Below are 22588 nucleotides of genomic sequence, written 5' to 3' on the forward strand. Positions count from 1 at the left end.
CGCGCAATGGCCGGGGCTAGCCGGAATAAGACGAAGATGGCCGGAAACGTCACCATAGCGACAGATAGTAGTGGACCCATAGCTCACATTCTCGCACGAGGATCAAAAGACGACTCCGGGCGATCAGAGTCTACGGACCGCAGGGTGCAACCAGGTGGACCGGGAATTGCGTCCCGCTGAGGGTTCCCCTTCCGGGCACGTACACGGGGAGCCACCTTGCTTCAAAGGCATGAACCCGTAGCCGTTCGACGATCGCTTCGGGGGACCGTTTCCAATCCGAAGCCGCCGATAGAGGCTGGCCTGGCAATGCCGCCGACGCGCCGCCCGGAACTCACTTGCCGCCATTTTCGACACCAACCCTCCAACGAGAATCCCCGTCAAGTGCTTTGACTGCCCACTCCACACTCCTTCATCTGCCACCGGCTCTTCATCGTGACGGCCACCACATAGGCAGTCTTGACCAAGAGACCCGCCAACAACCTTCTGCCCGCAAAAGCCTCACACGTTTTGCACCCAAGCACCGGCCGTCTCGCCCGAAATATTCTTCAGTCATGCCGTTTAGCCGCTCAAACGCCATGAACATGTATGCAGAAGAAAGAGGGAACCAAATATGACGGCAGCAGGCAAGATTTTGAGTGCAGACCACTCTCCCATTGGGGACGGTCCCGCACATGACCATGACCATGTCCATTGCCCGGTTGTCAGCCGAGGCCGGAGTGAAGTTTCTACCCAAGACGACAGCGCATGGAGACATGAGCATTCGGGACTTGACGGACTACTACACAAAGTCAGGGAACTCGCCCGGCGTCTGGCTAGGTGCTGGGCTCGAAAGCATCAACCTCCATTCTCATCGCTGCGGACAACGAAACGGTGCGCATCGTGAACCAGCAGGCCCAATCCGACCGCAGAAAGGCTCTGCTGGACTCAAAGCGTGTCATTTCCGTGTCGTTGGGCCAAAAATGGGCAAACAAAAATCCCTCTGAGCTGCGGCTTACTGCAGCTCAGAGGGGTAATGGGGTGGGGGTCCTACATTTCTACTCAAAACATTCCACCGACTCCGTCAAACTTGGAACCCTGATGAGGAAGATTGGCGGGAGACCACGTCGCAAGCGAGTCGAATCCCCTATCCCTCAGCGAATCCGTCATCTCACAAACGAACAGTCGACTAAACTCATTGCCGACTACCAAGCCCGTATGCCAGTCAAGGACATCGCGACCAAGTTCAACCTCCACCCGAGCAGCGTCACCCTGCACCTAAAATCCCATGGCGTGCCACCACGCAGGTATGGCCTAGATCCGCGGCATATCCCAGAAGCCGCCAAGCTCTATGAACAAGGAGCTTCGCTCAAAGCGGTCGGCGAACGGTTTGGGGCTGACAAGGAGACTGTTCGAAAGCGTCTAGTGGAGGCAGGAGTGCAGATGCGATCCGCTTTCAATCACACGGTCCATGACTGAAAGCCTAGGGTTTACCGGCCAACGCGAGCACCCTATTGATTGCATCCAACAAAATCATTGGAGGCGTCCCTGTCGCCCGCACTGTCGCAGATCGATAACCCATTTGGTTCTTTTGGAGCACAACACCTGACTCAGATTCCAAAGCGGTGCATGCAGCCACCCACTCAGGCCATTCGGATTCCAAAAGAGCCTCAAGATGATCGTCTAGAATAGCGACATTCTCGGTTGTCTGCTGTGTCGGAAAATCGACCTCGGGCAGTCCGAAGTACTTCAGCAGCTTCTTGTTGGCTGAAACGTGGCCGATTCGTTCTACGTTGATCTTGGCGACGGGTCTGTTTTTTCGCGATGGCCCGGGCTTCAAAACCTCCATCACCGTCAAAGATAACATACACGGGTACACCAAGACTCGTGAGAATCGCGTGCGGGAGGGTGATGCTCGTTTTGCCGCCCATGTCTACAACGGCGACACCCCACACCGCAAGGTTACCGATATGCGGCCGCGGTCGTAGATGACGGACGCTTCTACATGAACTCAACGACTTGGGAATTTTGGATTGTTGGAGACAAGATTCCAAATTCGGCGAAAATGAAGACCAACAAGGCTGGAGTTATCCAGGTAGCAACCGCTAAGTACCCCGTCACTATTAGAGCCGTCGCGTGGAACCAGATAATCCAAAAAGCTCGACACCGATTGAAGTTCGTGAAAAACGCCATGGCATGTAGAACGACCATAGAGTCCTCAATGAAGCACCTCACCGAAAAGCATGGACAATTTCTACCTGCATCCAAGATCGAAGAAGGGGCCGCCTACCCCCGCAAATCGGCTGCTCTGGGCGCAGGACACGACCAAAGCATATGCTAGTCAGTCGTGTTAGCTCCCCGGATTCATTGTGGTTACAAGCCAATCAGCAACCTCGAGGGCGGCTTGACAATAGTCGAGTGATTTACGAACCGTCACTCCTTCATTTTGGCCATGCGCAATGGAATTCCTTTGGCCAACCATGTGCTTTATCATCAAGTTCAGTCGCTCATCTTCAGCGGCAAGTTGAGATTCAAGAACCGATCCCCATTCGCCTTTGAATTTTGCAACCTGCCCTACAAGCGTTTTCGGCCAAGGATTAGATCCGCGCTTGAGGCCAGACTTAACATATGAGATTACGCTCGGGTCAGCCCGAGATTCCACATATCCTGCAATGCATTCATCAAGAGTGAACTCCAGGTGCCCCGCGGAGCGCACAACGAGAAAACGCGCCAACTGCCGCTGCATTTCCTCGAGATCTATCAATTCAGCAGTTGCAACCCTAATGTCGACCAAATTTCGAAGCTCAACTAATCGATTTCTACTGGTTTGCATGGCTAATGTCGGCCAAGCATTGCCTGTACTATTTCGAGGCATTAGAACTGAGAAAATATTCTGATCGCCTCGGCAACTCGAGCCTTCACACGATCCTCGTGCGAGGTTGACTCACTAATCAATTCACCGAAAGTTTCATTTGATTTTATTTCAGCAACTCCGAAAGCTACCTCTGAAACTGAAATTTCTCCAGATAATAACCTCGTCATCAGTCCAATGAACAGCGCATCGGTTTGGGAAGTATTCACCTGAGACGATTCACGACGCAACGCTTGGCTCCCAACCGCTGAGTCGAGAAGTGCCGCCGCCTTCAGGAATAGATCTCCCGCAGCGAGCAAGTCAGCTCCACACTCCTTCTTATGTTTCGTGCAGAAGGTATTCAGAAATGACTTTAGAGGTGCTACATAATCGTTACTGTCAACATATAGCGCAAGAATCCTCAATACAAGTTCTTGGTCTCGGATTCGTGAACTTGATTTTCCGTAGAGATTTCTCCAAGACCGGTCCTGATTGAGTGTCTCTAAATAGTCGATCAGCTGTCCAGCATAGAGCGCGACACGAATTTCATGAGCTGTCAGTTGCGTTCCGCCAGAGTTCAATCGCTCAAATATTTGATAGACGGCCTCCAACCTCTCGGGAGTATCTCCCGCATCTACAATAGTTGCCTGAATAAAGGCGTTATCAAGAGTTCGTCGCAGCTCGTCTGGCAAAGTATCGTAAGTTAGCCCTTTGAATTTCTCAGCAACATTTCGAAGTGAATAAATTCGATTTTGGAATTTTCCTGCATAAAAGTATTGAATAGTCTTCAGTCGTTGTTGACCATCAAGAACAAGGTATGACCTATTGCTCTGGCGGATAAGGAAAATTCCAGGAATTGGATAACCAAGGAGCATCGACTCGATGAATTTATCCATTTGACGTCGATTCCATACAAAATTTCGCTGGAATCCTGAAGTCTCAATCTCTTCATCATGATGCCCAAAATTGGGGATGATGATGTCTCGCTGCCGCAACCGACGGTTAAGCCCGTCAACGTCAAAATCCTGACCGGAGTATACGATCGGTTCGATCAGCGGGGTGGCTTCTTCCATGTCCTCAAGCTCTTCGTCGCTGAGTTCGAAGACTTCGCTGTCCCTTGTTGATTCTGTCATTTTAATCTTCCTTGCGGCGCGGACTCACTTGCCAATATACACAACGACGCAACTCCGTTCGACCAATTGTGGCCCATGTTCTGGTCGGACTAGTTGTCTGTCGACGACGTCCGTCTCGGATCGGTGAATTCATGTCTGCATCGAAGTCAGAATAGAGTGACCTAATGTTGCCTTTTTCCTTAGAACGCGATGCCGAGTCCGTCGACCCTGACCTAGATGCAGTTCTCGGCTGGTTCCGGCAAGCGGATCCGGATGGCTCCCGCATGGCACGCGTCTTCCGGGAAACCTTCGACCAGCTCTATGATGGTCAGCGCACAGGGCGCTACCGCTGGGATCAGCTCTACAAGACAGAGAAGACCCACTACGGCACCCTCATCGAGATCAACCTCCAACGCGAGTTCAAATTCGAGGACGGCCTCGTCATGGACTACAAGATTGCTGGCCATGAGATTGACTGCAAGTACTCGGCCTCGGCCCAGTGGATGCTCCCGCCAGAGAGCATCGATCACCTCATACTTGGCTCCGTCGCCAGCGACGTGAAGTCCACCTGGAGCATTGGAGTTGTCCGGGCGACACCGGAGAACCGCAACGTTGGCACGAATCGGGACATGAAAGGTAGCCTGAACGCGCTCGGCAAGTCGCGAATTCGGTGGCTTTTCAAGGACGCCCCCATGCAGCCCAACATCCTCTTACAGCTGCCCGAGGATCAAGTTGCACGCATTTTTGCGCCCAAGAGTGGCCAGGCGCGCGTCAACGAACTTTTCCGGATCGCCACCAACATGCGGATTTCTCGGAACATCATCGCCACCGTGGCTCAACAGAACGACTTCATGAAACGCGTGCGGGAAAACGGCGGTGCCCGAAGCACCCTTCGTACCGAGGGCTACCTCATCCTCGGCGGCGACTACTCAGCGCAAACGGCTGTTGCCCGAGCAGTTGGCTGCGTTGTGCCTGAACCTGGCGAGCTCGTCAGTGTTCGAGTCGGCCCAGTGGACTACGTGGTGGAAAATTCCGTAGAGCTCGACGGCCAGCTCTGGCGAAGGATTGAACATGGCCATGCTTCGACGGCAGCTGCGCCGAAAGTGATCAGCCAGTGACTGCAGGCTTCAATGCGCTGCCTTTACCCGGCACACAGGCCCTGATCGACTTGATCCCCTCAACCGCGCATCGGGTCATCTACGAGTACATTTACGGCCGCAACGATGATCCGCCCACAATGGTGGAAATCAGAGCACACGCCGCCACCTTCGCGGGTGAAGACCATTCCCAGACCGATCGGCGGTTCCGCGATCTCCGGGACGTCTATGGAATTGACGCACCGTGCCGACGCATTAACAAGAAGCCGCGGTACGTCCTTGAAGGGCTACGAGACCAGACCCATCCCGGAAGAAGGCCAATCTCAGGCAAGCTGAAGGCCCAGGTCCTCCACAGCCAAATATGCGCCATGTGCGGAAAGACGCCGTTGGTGGACAGAGTAAAACTCGAGGTTGACCACAAACTTCCGCTGGCATGGGGTGGTACGGACGACATTGAGAATCTCCAACCACTCTGTGAAGAGTGCAATCACAACAAACAGGATTACTACGCGTCATTCGATGCGTATTCCGACAAAATTCGGGCGGCCGCCTCTCTTCTTGAGCCGCACAAGCGCATCGGCGAAACGCTCAAGGCTTTCAAGGAAGCTGGTGAACCAGCTCCGTCGGAGGTGGTCGGCTTGATTGCCTGCATGATCCAGTACCAAGAAGACTGGCAGAAGCGTACACGTGAACTGCGAGAACTCGGCTGGGACTTCAAGATCCGCAAGAAGAAGGAGTACGGGCGAATGCGCAGTTACTACGAACTAACCAAGTGGACGCCGTGGCCGGCAGAACCCATCGCTGCCCTTATCAAGCAAATCGAAAAGGACAAGAAGTTAGCCGAACAGCAGATGCCGAGCTAGCCCACGGCGCGAAGGTGGCGCTCGCTATCTTCCCAATCGTGCTTCTTAGCCGCAGCTTTAACGCCGAGCGCGGTCGCTATTGACGTTCCGATGGCAGTCGCTACAGGCGGCGGGAAGGCATTGCCAATCTGCCGGTAGACGGAAGTCTTGAGCCCGGAGAACTGCCATTCCGGAGGAAAGCCCTGAATGCGTGCGACCATCTGGTTGGTCAGACGAGGAATGTGGTCGAGCGGCGTCCCGGGTCCCGGTACGTCGTTGGCAATTCCCTTGCCATCGACGCCTAACTGCAGCCAGCCTGCCTTGGCGCGAGTCGGGCCGAGGTCGGCCCCACCATGCTTTTTGGAGCCTCCAACCACCGTAGGGGCAACGTTATTTGCGTTGGCTGCCCAAGCCTTCGCACCGGCCCATCCACCGCTCGCCATAAGAGGGAGCAGCACCTCGCCGACCGTCGGAGGAGTCCCTTGTGGCGCGGGCCATGCGAACTTCTTGTGATAGCGGTTTTTAACTGCCACCAAGATAAAGCGAGGGCGCAACTGAGGAACGCCGAATTCACTTGAATAAAACAGCTGCCAATCTGCGTGGTAGCCGAGCTCTTCCAGCTCATCCAGAATCGACTTGCGGTACGTGGCGAACCTGGCTGACGCCAGCCCTTTCACGTTCTCGAGCATGACGGCGCGCGGGTTGGCTTCTCTGACAAGTCGCAGCGCTTCCGGGAACAGATCGCGCTCGTCATCGGCGCCGAGCTGCTTGCCAGCCACGCTAAACGGAGGGCAAGGGACACCGCCGGCGAGAAGATCAATCCCTTTGTACTCCCGGCCGTTGATCTCCCGAACATCACCATGATGAACGTTCCACGACGGCCTGTTGAGCTTCAGCGTGGCTGCCGCATCCTTGTCGATTTCGACGGCCAAGGCATGGCCAAAGCCAGCACCTTCCAGGCCAACCGACTGGCCACCTGCGCCAGCGCAGATTTCAAGAGCGGAAAGGGGGGTGGTGGTGTTCATGTCGTCCATCTTCTCATTACAAAGCAGTTACTTCGACCTTCTGTGGTGTGTCTCCTACATTGCCACGAGGCACCGACATCGTTGCGAGGAGTCCGCCACATCAAGTAACGCTTCGATCTGCCGAATACTCAAATCAGCGACCATTAGCCTAGCGGGCGAGGGTCACCTTCACCGGGCCCGGAGTCAAATCCCCCGCCGGTGCTTCGCGCGTCGGCTGCAGTGGGTCCCAGAAACACGCCGAGAACTCGAAGCAAACCCTCAGCGTCACGGAGCTCGCATTCCCAAACGGTGGCGACGCTCCAGCCATTCGCCTCCAGAACAGCCACGGCGTGAGCATCGCGATCCAGAGTCCGCTGCCGCTTTGCACCCCAAAAATCCGCGTTCGTTTGCGGACGATGACGACCGTCGGCGCAACTGTGTGAATGCCAGAAGCAGCCGTTGACGAAGATCACCTTGTGACGGCCACGGAAGACGATGTCCGGCTTGCCCGGCAAATCCTTGGCATGAAGTCGGTATCTGTAGCCCTGGGCATACAGCAATCGCCGCACGATCATCTCGGGCTTCGTATCCTTGCTCCGGATACGGGACATAACGAGATGACGCTGCTCCGGAGTCAGCACATCCACCATGCCGTCGATCGTACTCTCCGCGGCGTCAGCCCAACAAGCAAATGTCAGTGCCGTATGTCAGGCTCTTTCCATGACAGATTTCACCCGGGAACCGGGACTCTATTACCTTTCATGGAATGAATGGGCCGCCATGGGGGAACAGCGATCTGCTGTCGGATTCCTGGCCAACTGGCTCGAGACCAGTCCTCGGCCAGATAAGTCCATACTCGTGAGCCCCAAGAGCTCCGAGGTTGAGGAGCAGACGCTTCCGGGCCTACTGGCATGCTGTCCCGACGCCGAGACCGAATACCTCAGCCAGACCGTCTCCAAGGTTGCTGCTGGACACTCCGTCATCGCCCTCTATCCCGAGGAAAAGATCGCCGAAAGCATCGTCGACCGGGTCGACCCCACTACTGCCGACCTTTGCATCACCTTGTGGCCAGGCTTCGACCAGCTCGAAATGTGGCTTGAAGCGCACGGGGCCATCCAGCTGCCGTCGGGTATGCCAGCCGACACCAGCTTCATCGAGCGACTGGATCCTGTGGTCCGTGTTGCCATAGCGCGGCCGCATGATGTCATGAGCGAGCACGGAGGCATCCGGAATGGCCGCGGCAAGGACGAAATCGTGCAGACACTCCGACTACTCCACAAGAACGGCTATACGTACCGCAGGCATGACCTGCAATTATTTGCCTACCGTCTCGGATACCGACAGCGTGATGTCGAGCAGCTTGGCACGTACGTGGATAGCATCCGTGAGAATCGTCGTCTTCAGACTGGCCCGGACCGGTTGCGACCAGACATCCTGGATCTCTGGAAGTCCGAAGCGGAGGACCTGTAGCGGTCAGGACCCCATGATGGCGGTCCATGCCCCCTGCACTTCACTCACAGTTTGCTGGGGCGCACTTCGGTTCATTCGGGATCTTGTTACTCTCCATAGACCGACTCGGATTGGAGAATTCCCTTGCCACAGGAACACAAGCCTCTCAGCGATTTGCAGTCCAAAGTTTTGAAATGGGTGAATGACGGTTGCCCGGATGGCGTCTTCGAAGGCTACTCGCACCGGATATCCGCAAGAGCTTTGGCCGATGACCGCTACATCACTATTACAGGCAAGGGTCCGACTTGGGCGGGCAAGATTACTAAGCGCGGTCGAGAAGTCCTTGAAGGAGTTGCTGAGTCGGACAGCCAAGAAGGTGCCGTCCAATCCGAAGCAGACAAATTCATCCAGCGACTCGAAACCGGCGGCGGTGTCCACGAAGTCGAAGGCGGCTACCATCTCATCGCGGCCAACGAAGCCCTCATCCGCAGTGTCATGAAATCAGCGTTGCGGCCAAAGGGCTACAGACTTGAAATTGCCGATGTGGGTTCATGGCAAAAACCAAAACACGAGGCGCGTTGGGTGCGCCATTTCCCTGACGACGTCGAGTTGCGGCCAGTTCCTGTCCCGGAAACGGTGGGTAAGTACCATGCGGTCGCCAAGGAGTTTCGCGAACGAAAATCGGGCGTCTCCAAAGAACACGTTGCCCGTGCATCCAAGCTACTTCATGCGGTGGCGGCGGAAAGTGAGTCCCGCGGTTACGAGGTAGCCGTGCCGTCAAGCCTCGAAAGGCCCACACACCGGGGAACTAGAACCCTCAACGGCGATATAGCCATTGCCAGCGGCACCACGACCATCGCATTGGAGATTAGGGAACTTCCCCCAAACGCCGGCGCAGCGAGACCTTACATCCTTTCCTACAACCATTCAGACAGGTCCAGGAAGCTCGTCGTCAATCCAGATTTCGTCTCAACAGGACGACTTCAGCTGGAATTGACAGAAAAGTACTCCACCAACGGACGCCCAGAGCGCTATCGCGACGGCAAACGTCAAACGCTCGACCACGTATTGCCCGCGATCCTTCGCGAGCTCGAGATCCAACACCTTGAACATGAGTGGAGTAAAGACCAGGCGCGGATCAAGGAGGAAGCGATCAAGCGGCGGTGGGAGGCAGCCATGGAACGTGCTCGGGTAAGAATTCAGGACCACCACAAAGCCAAACAACTTACAGCCCAGGCCAACACGTGGGCAGAAGTGGGCACGCTCCGCAGGTACGTTGACGCCGTCGAAGTGAAAATAGTCGAAGAGCAAGACAATGATCTGATTAGGCGCGGACAGGCTTGGCTGGACTGGATGCGCAAGCATATCGACGCTAAAGATCCCCTGTTGAAACCCATCGAGATTCCAGTCCTGTTGGAGTATCCCGACGATGACCTGACCCCGTTCCTGGATGGGTGGAGCCCGCATGGACCCCGTGGAGCGAGATAGACAGCTGGCCACCTTCTGAGGTGTGAGATTCCAATCGACGCTGCCGCGTCGCCAGTCTTGTATCACGCCTCCTCCTGCGACGGGGCACACAGAGTGTCAGTGACTCCTGCTAGCTTTTGAAATGGCGGACGACTCGCGTCCGGCAACGGCATCGGAGGCAATACCATGGCGAATAAAGGCGTCGAGACTTACCACGAAGACGGCAAGTGGAAGAACCGCGTGCAAGGCAACGCCCGCGCGTCAAACACTGCAGAAACCAAGCAGGAGGCCCAAGCAGAGGGGCGCCGCATGGCTAAGCAGCGCGAGGTGGAGCACATTATCAAGAACCTCGACGGAAAAATTGGTGCTCGCAATTCGTATGGCAACGATCCTCACCCGCCGAAGGGCTAAGTGTCCAAGTCATAACAACCTGCAAGGCAGTATCGCGGCGTCCGCTTGCGGCACGAGTCATCTCGAGCGGACGCCGCGACACTTCGATTCATTAGCGCCGGCAAAGCGTGGCTGTTCAGCGAAGTTGAGCTACCAACCCCACTGTCGACGCGTAGGCACCCTGATGACTGGTATTTCCGATGGTTCAAGCGGCCGGTCCGGGACTGGTCGAACCCTATGGGGCACGATGCGTTCACGCTCGTGTTCTTCTTCGAGATGATCGGCCAGCATACTCTTGTGGCTATCTCGCAGGGCATCAATGGCCTGAGCTATCAAGACATCGAGGCGCCTCGTCTCAGCTTCAGCAGCGACCAAGCGTTCGTGCGCCGTTACCGCCCGATACCCACACCACTGACGGAGTAACTCGTGAACGGGTTTGATGTACTTCAGATAGTAGTGATATTCCCATTCAGGCGAGGTCGAGCGGTCTTCCTGGCCACGACGTCCTTCATCCTTGCGACCATGCTTGCAATAGTGCCGAATCTTGGCTTCCTCGGCCATGATGTATTCCAAGATCGGGTCAGGATTCTCCTGACAGACTGCGGCAGCGACGTCGAGGCCACCGGTTGAAGATAAATTGAGAGCTCCATTAAGTTCAAACCAGGCGTTGCGCTCCTTCGCATCGAATATCGGGCGCCCCATGAGCAATTCGAGGGCTGGAATATCCTTCACCTCGAGTCCATTCCTAGCCCTGCCTCCAGTGAAAACCTCGGCGACGTCGTCTGGGACAAGGCGCTCATAGACCACGTCGCAGGCAAATTCCTCGACCTCGTCGATGCCCTCTTCTTCAAGGCGCTGCCAGTTGGCCATCAACTGATCGAAGGTATCGACATCAGCCCACGGCACCCGAAGTCGATTACCAGGTACGGACTGCTTTTGGCCGGCGCCGACACCGTCGACAAACTCGATCTCTACTCTGACCTTGCGTTTGTCCCGAGTGACATCAAGGACGAGGACTTGCTCTGACGGTGCTTCATCTCGTAGCCGATATACCCAATACTCCCCTGGGCAGAAGGACAGCTCGTCTGCACCGCTATTCGATTCCATCAAATCGTATCTTCCCTCCGGCCACCCGGCCCCGGGGCTGCCATGGAACAGACAATCAGCTGCACCCCCGGCACTATATCGGGAGCGCTGCCCCCAGAACTTGTCGGACTTCAAGTGCGGCGCATCAAGAAACGTGGCTGCGGCACCTGTAAACAACGTGAATTCACCTCTTGGACGAATTGCAATATCACTGACCTCTACGCCGTGGCGACGCTCTCGTTCGGCCTGAGCAATCGACTTGGTTGTAGTGTTCGCCTTCTAGGTGGACGAGCGAGACTGCCATACGGCACAGGTCGCAACGATTGCCGTGCACATTGACGCAGCAGTCATCGCGACATTCCTGATGTCCATTTGCTCCGACCGCCAATTTTCCGATGGGCCGCCAACTCGCGCCATAGGCCACTCCGTTGACCTCGACATAACCTCACCCAATCATATCGTTGCAGGGCTACCCTCGTGCCGTGCCGCCGCATACCGACAATGGTCGTTGAAGATTCGCGATAAATACTGGTGTCGGCAAGGTAGTATAATTTATGAAAAAACTGCTAGCCGCCAAGGATGCTGCGTCCGCGAACCTCCGCTTTTGCTCGAATTGATTGAATTTGGTTAATATACGGCTCCATATTATGGAGATAGGTCGTCAAGTATTTCTCGATGACCAAATCTAGCTTCTGGTTAAAATTGACTTTCTCTCTGCATTCTGAATCCACCTCGGCGACAGCGAGAGCCTGATCAGGGTTATCCTGGGCGAACGCGTAGGCTGCGCCGGGTCCCTCGAGCTCCGGAAAAGGCGTACCTTTGATACAGCCTGCCCATTCGGCGTTAGCTGCCCCTAGATCATCGTCGTATGCCGCGGACAGAGTCGCACCATGAATCGAGTCAGTCGCCAAACCAGTTGCCAACATTCCGTCGGCAATCGTTCCATACACCTTCTTAAACCCGTCGGCAAAACAACCGCTTCCCGAGATGCTTTTCTCAGTATCGCCGAGCACGGCACTAACTTTTGGACTGTCCGCGGGTCCATATAAAGCCTTGCTAAGATCAACGTCATTAGCTTCAGTCTGCTCATTTGCACCGAACACACTCTTGGGATACCCGTCCTGCAATGCCTGCTGCTCAGTAATTCTTGGAATTCCCATGGCCATGTAAATATCGACCTCAGCAGTTTTCGGTGGAGTAAATGTAAATCCCAACGCTTCTAGGCAATTGCTCGTGGCAAGGGTTCGCGCCTGCTCAGCCACAGCGCTGGGATTAGCAAAATCTAGAGCTTTTGCGATGGAATTGGGATCAACCACCTTTGACGCTGGAATAAGGCCGTCCCCCTTGGTTTGCAGATTACCGGCAGGCGGTGCAGCCTGAGATGAACACGCAGTCGAAACAAGAGCAGCGAGTAATATAGCGACAACCGAAAATTTACGTGACATTAAATATGGTCCTTTAATAATCTAACTTTGTGCGAGTGAAAGTACGGGATCAGTATTCGCCGCCTTGATTGCAGGAAAAAGACCAGCCAAGAAGCCTACCAAAAGGCCCGCACCGAGACCTACGGGAATAACGAGTGGATCTATCACTGGAATCCAATGATTAATTGCAGAGATTATCGTCAAAGTATTTATTCCCAATAGAATTCCAATAACCGCCCCAATCAAGGCCGAAATTGTAGCTTCAACACCAAATTGGGCAATAATGCCAACCCGTGACGAGCCCAGGGCCATTCGAAGCCCTATCTCTCTTCGCCGTTCCATCACAGCGACAAGGAAGGTATTCATAATGCCCACGCCGCCGATGACTAGAGTTACAGCCGACATTGAAAGCATCAAAGTCTGTTGTTGATTATCTACAGCTTGTCTCAGAGTTGAGGGCTCCGGGGGGATTTCCGCCGAAACCAAGTCTGGTTGGGCAGGGTTCAATGCCACCGGCGCCTCTTGTCCAACTTGAGAAGCCGCCCCTGGGTCCACCCGGACAACGACTTTAGGCTGGATATCATCGCCCAGTTCGTCCGCTTCGGCATTGCCCAGCGGTATCAACACTGAGGAAAATAGGCTACCTGAGGGATCCTCGTCACCAATAACACCAATTATTGACACTGGGGCTGCGTCTAAGTACATCGTCATTCCGGGGACCCACTGCATTCCTAGACGATGCAGCACACCTGAGCCGATGAGGGCGACTTGGTCGTGCCGCTTTAAGTGCCCTTCATCGAAGACCCGTCCGTGTTGCAAAGCAACTCCGAGAGCACTTAGGGCTTGTGGAGACGCTGCCATAATCGGTGCCTGCACTCGGGAGAGTACGCTATTTCCATCGGATACCGCATTGATATCCGGGAGAACCATTGAAACCGTCTTCGCGCTCGATACATCGAGAACAAGTCCTGCCCCATCAACTCCGTTGAGCGCTCGAACGCGAGACATCCCTGGTGAAGAATCAAGGGCAACTATCGATTCGTAGTCATTGTCCGAAACCGATTGGTCCGTAAGCGTAATCTTTTGCGCTAGAAATTCGTTAAATCGATCAGAAAGTTGTGACGATACCGTGGCTGACAAGCCAACAGTCAGTACTAGGGACGCAATACCGAGGGAAACACCCAGGGCCGTAAAAAGGTTTCGACGAAGTCTAGAAAAGCTGGCTCTAAAAGCTTCGATAGACCCAATTTTAAGCCAGTGTCCGGGTGCAAAACGACGTCTCTTTGTGCCTGCGCGTGAGGCTTCTGAATTCGGTCGGGGTCCAGGCATAGATCCGCTTACGACGCCGTCGTCCACTTGAATCACTGCGTCACAGGCACTCGCCACAACCGGGTCATGCGTAACAATTATCGTAGCCTGCTCAGGGCCATTCAAGCCCCGCAGAATTTCAAGGACCTCAGCGGCCCGATGGCTGTCAAGATTTCCGGTCGGTTCATCACAAAGGAGCAACTTGGGCTTGGTCACAATTGCCCGAGCAATTGCCACCCGTTGTTTTTCGCCCCCGGACAAGGTTGCTGGGTAGCTGTCTCGCCGGTGCGAGAGGCCTAGCTGCGCAATGACCTCATCAGTTCGGAGCCTTCTCTCCCTGCGTCCGATTGAAAGATAGGTGAGTGGAAGTTCAACGTTTTCCCGAACTGTTTTATGCTCCACCAAATGAAATGCCTGAAATATGAATCCAACGTTCGCCAGACGAAAATTGGCTGCCTCACGTCGACTCATGCCATCAACCTGGCGGCCCGCAATGAAGAGCTCACCTGATGTCGGCGCCAACAATAGGCCAAGCATATTTAGGAGAGTACTCTTACCGGATCCTGAACGGCCCAAAACAGCAATCATTTGGCCAGATGGAATCTCGAAGCTGGCGTGGTCGACAATCGTTTCATCCGAAGTCCCAGTCCGAAATGTTCGGCTTAGGTCTTGGGCCCAGACAATCGGAGGGTTGGCAATTGAGGGTTTTGATAGATATGTGCGAGTCACGATGCCCTAGCAACGATAACTTTGTCGCCCAACTTAAGTTGGCCTTTCACCGTTGGCCTCACGGCATTATTGCCGTTTGCGCTAAACACGACTGCAACTTCGACGTTTGTTTGGGTGCCATCCGCGTTGGCTCGAGTGACGACGAGACTCGTACCTTTCGTCCACAGTGCTGAGGAGGGAACAACCAACTCGGCATTTTCAGTGCCTTTTAGTACGACGGTTCCTTCTACTTTGCCCACAGGCACCTTCACTCCGCCCGGCAGCGCTGCCCAAGCTACTTTCTGTCCCGCTCCACCGGAGGCCGGCGGGCTACCCTGAGAAGTGCTTGATCCGGAAGTACTCGGCAGCTGGCTCGCTGCGGTGCTAGTAGGTCCGTCTCTGAGCTCGAGTTTGGCTTGTTTCCCAGGGCCAAAAGACGCGACTGTGATTTCCTGTCCGGACGCAATAGCAGCTGGAATTTTGCCATCACGACCTGTACAGGATAGTCCCGTGCCACCGTAGCCAGCCTTGAAAAACTCATCTGTTGCGGCGACTCCGGATGTCGGAGGGTCGGAGATGATGGTGCTGGCACTGGGCAAAACTACAAAATATGTGGACGGTATTGCCCAAGTTCCCGAACTGCTAATGGGGAATCCCTGGTCGCGCAAAAAATTCTTCATCGCGGTAATCGTCCACTCAGTAACTTTTGGCGCCAAGTCGTTACCAACTAAATATCCAGTACGACCAAGGAAGTCATTAACGAGTTTCGCATCCGGGCCTTCGTCAGAGAGCTTCAGGTCTCTGTAAAGCGGAAATGCTCCAAATATTGAAATTACTGGCTGGCCGTTAAGTGTCGCAAGGAGCTTTCCCTCATTGATAGTCTCGCCAGCCGTCACGTTAACCGAAGTCAAGACCCTTTGGCCCTGCCCCGCGGGCAGATTGACAGTAATTTCGTTCGCTGGAGACGCCGTACACCATAATGTTATCGTTTGCTGGAGAACTTTCTGTTGAACTTCAGCAGAAATAATCGAAGGGGCTGGCGGCGCAGCTTCTGCTGCTTTTTGGGAAACAGTTCGGAACTGACCGACGCCCCACACCGCGCACAAGGTCAGCGCGATAGACGCTAGGACACACAGGGACAGAACAAGACCACGCCGTTTCACAGTTACCCACATCGTTGACGGAAAAGGGCGCGTTGTGCCGGGTCTTGTTAAAACCCGGCACAACGCGCAATGACTCCTAAGACCTGTATTGCCTAGCTATTAGCCCATGCAACAAAATCTGCCTTGTCATTCCTAGCGGTGCCCACGTTGGGTTCCGACCAACCTGCGGACAATACCTGAAGGATCGTCCGGGCGCCTTGGATCGTATCACCGAGATAAAATGCTTGTGCATTACAGGCATTTCGCCACGAGGTAACCTTGTCTGTCAACAGGCCGAGCGTCGAATATGACGTATAGCCTGACAGGGGAAGATTTGCCCCCTTGTACTGGTCTCCGTCGTAGACGCATACTGTCGAACTTTTGCATGCGCCAAGGTCCGCGGCATTTGCAGGTGCTGCAGCAGCCACACCCCCACCGGCCAAAACCAATGCCACGACACCAGCACTGATAATCTTCTTCATAATTTCCCCCAATTCCCGACCAGGTCGGGATCATAATTACGACCATTGACCATGAGTCAATAGAGTTCAGCGAGTGACTGACCTCACGTGAACTGTAGTAGGCGATGTATCGAATGTCAAAGACCGTGACATGGTTGTCACCATTTGTGTTTGACCCTCGCGGCCGTCTACTTTGCAAAGTTGTGCGGTCCGCTGTTCTATCCCTATATCACGCTGCGCCCATGAGCTTTCGAATTGCGAGTCCGCCAGAGACGCGTGTTGTCATCAACCTAAATCAAAGAGAAGCTTTCGGGCATATCACGGGCGTACTCAAAGGGCTCAGCTACCCCAGCTCTTCCATCAAGCGTGCGGGTCTCCCCCGGTTTAGTTGACTCCCTGTCAAAGAACCGGGGCGGACCCCTCGAGATTTCGACAATGCACGGGCGCTTCGTCTCTAGAGTGGAAGATCAGCCTTCGCCCCTCCCCGCCACTGATTCTCCGGGTTTAGCCGAATCTGCGTCCCATGAAGTTGGCTGACCTTGCCAGACCGACACCATCTTGTCGATATGGTCGGACAATCTTTCGAGCTGAGTAGCGTCTCCCCAAATTGACATGAAATCCGGGTCATTGCTCTTTGGTGGGTCCAGTACACTCCGAATCTTGACAGCAACTGGTACCCCTGTGCTAACTCCTGTCACAAGAGCGTGCTGCTGAGCAAGGCTAGGCAACTGATCAAGCAGAGCGCGAGAACTCAGCGCAGTCGCATGACGAAGCAGATTCTGATCCGCTTCGTGCGTCAGGCGATGAGCAATCACGGTGCCACACTGAGCAACGACAGTTTCGCTCAACTCACTCGGCCTCTGACTTGCCAACAGAAGCGACACACCAAACTTCCGGCCTTCCTTCGCGATCCTTTCAAAGACCGCAGTTGAGCGCGAGCCCACTCCATTTTGATCCCGCCTTGAAGGTATAAACCGATGAGCCTCCTCAAGCACGAGAAGAATAGGATGGGCGGCTCGCGGTTCGCTTCGAACGGCGAAATCGAAGATCAGTCTGCCTAACAACGAAGTCACGTTTTCGAGAACGTCACTTGCAATCAGGCTGAGGTCAAAAATCGTCACTGAGGGGCCACTACCGTGTTCAGACGACTGACTATGGAAGTTATCAGCGCCAGGCCACGGCAACCCACCAGCATCTTTGTCCAACGGGTTAGCTCCCATCAGCGCTTTCAAGTAACTGCCAAGAGGGTCTTCGTGCTGCTCAACACGAGTAATGAAGTCATAGCGACCATCCGCCAGTAGCCGGCTAAGCCGCATTTGAAGCGTCGCTACGTACCCTCCCACCTTGTTGTCGTTGGCTTGTTCTAGTTTGATCCTGTTCGGCAAGAAGAAGTCGCAGAGTTGCTGAAGAGAGTAGTAGACCGGGGCGTCAAAGTCTGCTCCCGCCTCCGAGCTCCCGATCCCCAAAGCGCCAAAAGCTTCTAAGATTTGATGTCTCAGCTCGATGAACAGGCGCCCTAAAATGTCCTTCTGAACCGCGGAAAGGAGCGACCACTGTACATCCTGGAGGTTGGCGTCCTTGATTGACGCATCGATTAGACCCGCCATAGTCGACCATTGTATCGACGCGGCAGCTGGCGTATCTGGGAGAGCTTGATGGTGAATCAGTTCGCTCATTCCCTGAATCTGCTTGAATGCGGGACGCTCCGAATTCTTTGGGTCACCAAATATCTGCTCGATCAACAACATCGAACTCTGAAGCGTTTGAAGGCGCATGACTTCTACATTCGTTGAGCTCGAAGTCATGCGCGCGTCGGCCACGGCGCGCTGGAGAACAGGCGCTTGCACGCCCTCACCGGCACGAAAGAGCGCCAGGTGCTCTTCATTGTTCATGAACCAATGCGGTAAAAAGAGTCCGCTTTCAGGCCCCGGCTTGGGGCCCAGAACAAGAGAGCGGGTTCGCTTGCCCCTGGCAGTTTCCGGGGCGAACGACTGCGCATACTCACCGTTGATGTCAAAGATGACGACATGACCGTTTGGTATTTGATTCTCGAGCAGCCCATCCAAGACAGCCGTTACCGTACAAGATTTTCCCGACCCTGTGGATCCGACTATTGCGCAATGGTGGCCCAGAAGGAGGTTCGCGTCTAGGAAGACATCCTGCTCACTCGCGATTGCGGACGATCCCAAACGGACGACGGGCACATCATGAGGAACAAAAATGCTTCTCACTTCGTCTGGTGTAGCAACCCGTACAGGGGCATGTAGTGCCGGATAGGCCGTCAAGCCAGATTTGAATGCCACACCTTCGAATCGTCCAACGATTGAAGTCTCAAGTTCGTAGGAACTCTGGTCGTCTTCACTTAGAAGACCCCGGCTTTCCTGAGGCAACTTGCGAGGGTTAATATGCACACCAGTGACAATTGCAACAACCCGATGAGTCCCCGCTGGAACCGTTATGTAGGAGTTAACCACCCCAACAGTGTGAAGCCCATCCGGTCCAACTTTTGTGAACCCTTTTGCGCCGACGTCCAGATCGACTCGAAGCATCGTACTCGCCACTGACGTTACCCGACCAATGACACCAAATTCGTTCATACTGACGGTCCTGCGACGTCAGTACTACCCGTGGCATTCCAAACCATGCTCAACGACTCGATTAACTGGTTCACGGCCGCCGGCGCCGAAAAATTGCCACTGACCAGTGAGTCAGGCAATAGATCAGCGAATTTAGTGAACTCCCCACTTGCTCCTGTTAGGACGGCAATCCTGGAATCCTGCCCCGACGCCAGCGAGGCAATAGGAGTGCTTTTGAGAGATGCAATATCACATAGTCGTTTCCCCACCACCTCTGGATCGGAGATGACCTCTACCAAGGTGTCAGGTTCCATCACAGCCACCGGATCGACGACGAGGACGCCCATTCCAGGGTTCATTCCGAGGGCACGCAGTAGGATCCTGTTGATATGGGGATCCCAGTATCCGTATCCGACACTGATTATTGCGGTGTCAGGTTGCTGGACGGCATCACCGAGCAGGCGCATGAGGTCGGAGTACGGGTAGGCAAGCGTGTCTCCCTCTTTCGCAGAGGTGGGATAGATAAGGACAGACCCCTCGCTGGACTCGTCCTCGCCAACTTGAACTACTTCCAACGTCTCGATACCGCTTGCGGGGTCCTTCCCGGTAGTTGAGCGCCAGTTGAGGCTACCGTGAATTTTGTGAAGGTAGAGGGCATTGTCCGCACGTGCGACTACCTGCTGAGAAGTGGTTTCGACTCGATGGAAATCCAACCCGTAGTAAGCCAGATTGAGCTTTCGGTTGACCGTTCCACTGAATCCGTCAATATATGGATATCCAAGTTCATCAAGTGAACGCTCAATGACTAGGTCATAGTTAGTTGTGAATACCTTGGGCCGAGGCAGGTTTGAACGTCGACCGCGCACGATTTTAGAGAAAAAGGTCCTGTGGGCAGCAAAAGGATCCTCCTTCGAAGACTCCTCATCCGGCAGCCTGCAGGCAAACGCAAGCGCAGAGTTGATCTTTAGCCGGAGCGACCGGATGTCCTCAATGGCAAATGACGAGGCAAGTTGTTCTTCGCCAAAGGAGACAGACGAGAGTCCTGCATGCGAAGCAAAGGCGCTGGCAAGTTGGAGCGCATTGAGAAGTGTCTCGAGGTCCCCCTTGTCGGCCGGATTCAGACGTACCAGGATTGCTCTGTCAGTAGCAGTGACAACTCCACCCGCATCCCGAATGAGTATTTCAACCGAAACATTTGAGAGTTCCCTGATCTTAGGTGAACCTAAATGAAAGGACGCTCCGGCGCCAACGAGAACGACTAAATTATGCACTTGCAGCAGCGATGCCAAATGGTCGATCACGACTTGTCGGTCCCCATCAGCTACTCGCGATTTCACTACGCCCCCGATAACGAAAAGCCCAGCACCGCCATCTTCGAGAGTAACTGTCCCACCCTCATCGTTAGTCATCTAGACTCCCCCCAGTTTCCGCCTTGCGATATCAAAGATGTTAAATCACAGGTCATGTATGTCAGTCACCTCAACCGTACCTGACCGGAGCCCACCATTAACCTTGGCAACGATCATCGACCACTGCGCTGCAGTGACCATGCGCTATAACTCCAAGGGCGCGACATGAAGCCACGCCGGGCGTCCCGTACGAGGGGTTCGAGATTAGAAACGGGGCAGCGCCAGAAGGTTATCCGTCCAGACGCCATTGGCATTTGTCTTGAGGTACGGTGAACCGTTTTGGGGCCGGTACACACCCACGGCTACCCGAGACAAACCGTTGCTGACATAGGCCGAATTGCCAGCCGTATCGACCCACGTGACCATGGTGGGCTTGTCGCTATCTCCAGTCTTTCCCGTGCTTTCGTTACGCCACTTGTAGCGCGTGATGGAATCGTGCCCGGTGCCGTTTGCAGCAAGCCGGACGTGGGTAATCTGAATAGCCACGAGGACCCCTTCAGCCGAGCGGTGCTGGGCAAGTTGCTCAGCGTTGATTCCGCTTACGACCAACCATGACAGGAGGGTCTGACATTCTCGCACGGTGGCCGCTGAACGGCCGTAACCAATCGACGATCGCTACTAGGCTTACCAGATCAAAAACCGCAATTGGGCCCGCACATCCGCCACCCTACTGGTGAGTTTGGTCCAGTTGCTGCACGATCTTCTGGAGGCTGGTCCCGAGGGCGCCGGCGATCCGGGCTGTTTCAATGACATCCAAGCGCCGCTCACCGCTCTCATACTTGCTGACGAAAGACTGTTGGACACCCAGCTTTTCTGCCAAGTCAATCTGGCGGACGCCCGCCTCCAGACGAAGATGCTTCAGGAGTTCACGGAACTCCCGGTATTCCTCGCTATAGATTGATTTGTCCACATGGTCAGTCCATCCGGCCTTACTTAATATCCCAAGATCGGATATGGTTTTGATGAGGGCTGATTCACCCTGAATTTGCCCTCCATCAGGCGGAACGAAATTGTGAAGAGGTGGCGTACATGAGCGGCGGCGACGGGTTTATCTACAGGCAAAACAGTGGCATTCTGGAAAGCGTTGGACGGTCTGCGCAGACCACGACCCAGCGACTTTTCCACATGGCCTTCTCAAAAAGGCGCTCATACTTCATAATGAACGCCAGCTATGCGGCCAAGCCCACTACAACGGATCTATCGTCTCAAAGTCACCATCGTGGCTTTGCTGTCCTTGGGTCTCGGCCTCGGCCTGCAGGTGGTGGCGCTCCACAGCCGTGACATCGCACCTTGGCTGAATTTCTTGCCACTCTCAGAGATCGGCGGCACACTCTTTGCCGCCGGTCTCTTTGGCATTGCCTGGGACTACTTTGACGGCAAGGACAAAGAAGGTCGCGAAGACGAACGCATTCGACGGCTACTGACGGAAGCCGCCCCAGATTTCCGTGATGCCGTAGTTCGTGGCTTCGCCGTCGAGAGCGACGACCTGAAGCGCGTGGCCACGCCCGAGCTGCTCGACAGCATCGCCGGCAATGTTCTGGCGCTGCGGCTCGGTGACCGCACCTTTGCCGAGGAGGTCTACGCTGACATCCGCGATCAGGCCATTCGTGCCCCTGAGCGCTGGCACGACGTTGACGTGCAAATTCGCCTCTCACCTATAGGTGAGAGGAACGCCGTTGGCGTTCCTCGATTCGTCGTTACGGTGAAATGGGAGTACACCGTCGTACCGACCCACGAGACTCAGCGTTTTGCCTGCGTCTCAGACAAAGAAGAGTTCCGCGACCTGCTGACAGACATCCCTGCGACCCTTGTCTGGTTCATGACACCGGCTTCCGGGTTCGATGCCGCAGACAAGGAATCGTACGAGCTCGTTCATTACGCCGTGGACGGCGACCAGCGCGCCATCCGTCGGACTGCACGCAAAAGCGGGCAGACCTACACGGTGAGACTCGGTCGCGAAGTCGTCGAGGCTGCGAAGCCAGTGCGCATTTCATTCACCTACCGGACCGTGACGGCGCAGTCAGGTCATCTACTTCATTTCGATATTGTGCAACCAACGAAGGGCCTGAGCGTGACACTGGACTATAGCAACACAGACGTAAGCCAGGTCAAGGTCCTCGATCTGATCGCCAGTAGCAAACAGGCGCGAGTGGAGCGGACTCCTCTATCCGTGCCGGGCAAAACTGTCAGTGTCGACTTCGACGGATGGGTCTTTCCACGAACCGGGATCGCGTTTGTGTGGGTCCTTAGTGATGAGCAGCAATAGCTTTCCGCTTGGCCGACCTA

Annotated in this window: 20 protein-coding genes; 6 read left to right on the forward strand and 14 right to left on the reverse strand. The window is 54.8% G+C overall.

Annotation, left to right across the window (positions count from 1 at the left end; translation table 11 throughout):
- Nucleotides 1–1459: 1459 nt before the first annotated feature.
- The 3 genes from AL755_RS23290 to AL755_RS22590 form a co-directional block, all read right to left on the reverse strand.
- A complete protein-coding gene (locus AL755_RS23290) occupies nucleotides 1460–1834 on the reverse strand; it encodes a hypothetical protein (RefSeq protein ID WP_150117161.1) in 375 nt (124 codons plus the stop codon).
- Between the two features lie 492 nt (nucleotides 1835–2326).
- Nucleotides 2327–2809 carry a HEPN domain-containing protein gene (locus AL755_RS23295; protein ID WP_150117162.1) on the reverse strand — a complete coding sequence of 161 codons (483 nt, stop codon included), beginning with the start codon at nucleotides 2807–2809 and terminating at the stop codon, nucleotides 2327–2329.
- Nucleotides 2810–2850: 41 nt separating this feature from the next.
- Nucleotides 2851–3960, reverse strand: coding sequence for a DUF262 domain-containing protein (locus AL755_RS22590; protein ID WP_082369401.1), 1110 nt, complete (start codon nucleotides 3958–3960; stop codon nucleotides 2851–2853).
- A 164-nt stretch (nucleotides 3961–4124) separates the two neighbouring features.
- Here AL755_RS22590 and AL755_RS18125 point away from each other — a divergent pair, with 164 nt between their 5' ends.
- Both AL755_RS18125 and AL755_RS18130 read left to right on the forward strand, forming a co-directional pair.
- A complete protein-coding gene (locus tag AL755_RS18125) occupies nucleotides 4125–5057 on the forward strand; it encodes a NaeI family type II restriction endonuclease (RefSeq protein WP_054012198.1) in 933 nt (310 codons plus the stop codon).
- Nucleotides 5054–5899: an HNH endonuclease gene (locus AL755_RS18130; RefSeq protein ID WP_054012199.1), complete on the forward strand. Its 846-nt coding sequence runs from the start codon at nucleotides 5054–5056 to the stop codon at nucleotides 5897–5899. The genes AL755_RS18125 and AL755_RS18130 overlap by 4 nt, the downstream gene beginning before the upstream one ends.
- On the opposite strand, the gene AL755_RS18135 is transcribed toward AL755_RS18130, so the two are convergent.
- Together AL755_RS18135 and AL755_RS18140 are read right to left on the reverse strand one after the other, a co-directional pair.
- Nucleotides 5896–6903 (reverse strand): DNA cytosine methyltransferase, encoded by a 1008-nt coding sequence (locus AL755_RS18135; protein ID WP_054013177.1) that lies wholly within the window; start codon nucleotides 6901–6903, stop codon nucleotides 5896–5898. The genes AL755_RS18130 and AL755_RS18135 overlap by 4 nt on opposite strands.
- Before the next feature lie 143 nt (nucleotides 6904–7046).
- Nucleotides 7047–7532 (reverse strand): very short patch repair endonuclease, encoded by a 486-nt coding sequence (locus tag AL755_RS18140; protein ID WP_082369402.1) that lies wholly within the window; start codon nucleotides 7530–7532, stop codon nucleotides 7047–7049.
- Nucleotides 7533–7602: 70 nt separating this feature from the next.
- On the opposite strand from AL755_RS18140, the gene AL755_RS18145 reads away from it, so the two are divergent.
- From AL755_RS18145 to AL755_RS18155, 3 genes are all read left to right on the forward strand, one after another.
- A complete protein-coding gene (locus AL755_RS18145; RefSeq protein WP_150117163.1) occupies nucleotides 7603–8352 on the forward strand; it encodes a hypothetical protein in 750 nt (249 codons plus the stop codon).
- A gap of 123 nt (nucleotides 8353–8475) precedes the next feature.
- On the forward strand, nucleotides 8476–9819 hold the full coding sequence (locus AL755_RS18150) for a hypothetical protein (RefSeq protein ID WP_054012201.1): 1344 nt from the start codon (nucleotides 8476–8478) through the stop codon (nucleotides 9817–9819).
- Nucleotides 9820–9984: 165 nt separating this feature from the next.
- The gene (locus AL755_RS18155) at nucleotides 9985–10209 is read left to right on the forward strand and encodes a DUF2188 domain-containing protein (protein WP_054012202.1); all 225 of its coding nucleotides are present in this window, start codon (nucleotides 9985–9987) and stop codon (nucleotides 10207–10209) included.
- A 129-nt stretch (nucleotides 10210–10338) separates the two neighbouring features.
- Here AL755_RS18155 and AL755_RS18160 read toward each other — a convergent pair whose 3' ends face one another.
- The 9 genes from AL755_RS18160 to AL755_RS18185 form a co-directional block, all read right to left on the reverse strand.
- Entirely contained in the window at nucleotides 10339–11295 is a 957-nt protein-coding gene (locus AL755_RS18160) for a hypothetical protein (RefSeq protein WP_150117164.1), read from the reverse strand.
- A gap of 545 nt (nucleotides 11296–11840) precedes the next feature.
- Nucleotides 11841–12719: a hypothetical protein gene (locus tag AL755_RS23300; protein ID WP_150117165.1), complete on the reverse strand. Its 879-nt coding sequence runs from the start codon at nucleotides 12717–12719 to the stop codon at nucleotides 11841–11843.
- A 21-nt stretch (nucleotides 12720–12740) separates the two neighbouring features.
- A complete protein-coding gene (locus tag AL755_RS22595; protein WP_272946692.1) occupies nucleotides 12741–14735 on the reverse strand; it encodes an ABC transporter ATP-binding protein/permease in 1995 nt (664 codons plus the stop codon).
- Nucleotides 14732–15625, reverse strand: coding sequence for a hypothetical protein (locus AL755_RS23305; protein WP_150117166.1), 894 nt, complete (start codon nucleotides 15623–15625; stop codon nucleotides 14732–14734). The genes AL755_RS22595 and AL755_RS23305 overlap by 4 nt, the downstream gene beginning before the upstream one ends.
- Nucleotides 15626–15969: 344 nt before the next feature.
- A complete protein-coding gene (locus AL755_RS22985) occupies nucleotides 15970–16338 on the reverse strand; it encodes a peptidase inhibitor family I36 protein (RefSeq protein WP_107503882.1) in 369 nt (122 codons plus the stop codon).
- Between the two features lie 446 nt (nucleotides 16339–16784).
- Nucleotides 16785–18914 (reverse strand): ATP-binding protein, encoded by a 2130-nt coding sequence (locus AL755_RS18170; protein WP_082369404.1) that lies wholly within the window; start codon nucleotides 18912–18914, stop codon nucleotides 16785–16787.
- Complete coding sequence (locus AL755_RS22600) at nucleotides 18911–20302, reverse strand: SIR2 family protein (protein WP_082369405.1); 1392 nt, start codon at nucleotides 20300–20302, stop codon at nucleotides 18911–18913. Before AL755_RS22600 ends, AL755_RS18170 begins: the two co-directional genes overlap by 4 nt.
- Before the next feature lie 204 nt (nucleotides 20303–20506).
- A complete protein-coding gene (locus tag AL755_RS22605; RefSeq protein WP_082369406.1) occupies nucleotides 20507–20788 on the reverse strand; it encodes a DUF3892 domain-containing protein in 282 nt (93 codons plus the stop codon).
- Between the two features lie 181 nt (nucleotides 20789–20969).
- On the reverse strand, nucleotides 20970–21212 hold the full coding sequence (locus AL755_RS18185) for a helix-turn-helix domain-containing protein (protein ID WP_054012208.1): 243 nt from the start codon (nucleotides 21210–21212) through the stop codon (nucleotides 20970–20972).
- Between the two features lie 309 nt (nucleotides 21213–21521).
- Between AL755_RS18185 and AL755_RS18190 the strand changes: the two genes are divergently transcribed.
- Nucleotides 21522–22568, forward strand: coding sequence for a hypothetical protein (locus tag AL755_RS18190; protein WP_202813532.1), 1047 nt, complete (start codon nucleotides 21522–21524; stop codon nucleotides 22566–22568).
- Nucleotides 22569–22588: the final 20 nt, after the last annotated feature.

Source organism: Arthrobacter sp. ERGS1:01 (genome assembly GCF_001281315.1).
In the GTDB taxonomy this organism is placed as follows: domain Bacteria; phylum Actinomycetota; class Actinomycetes; order Actinomycetales; family Micrococcaceae; genus Specibacter.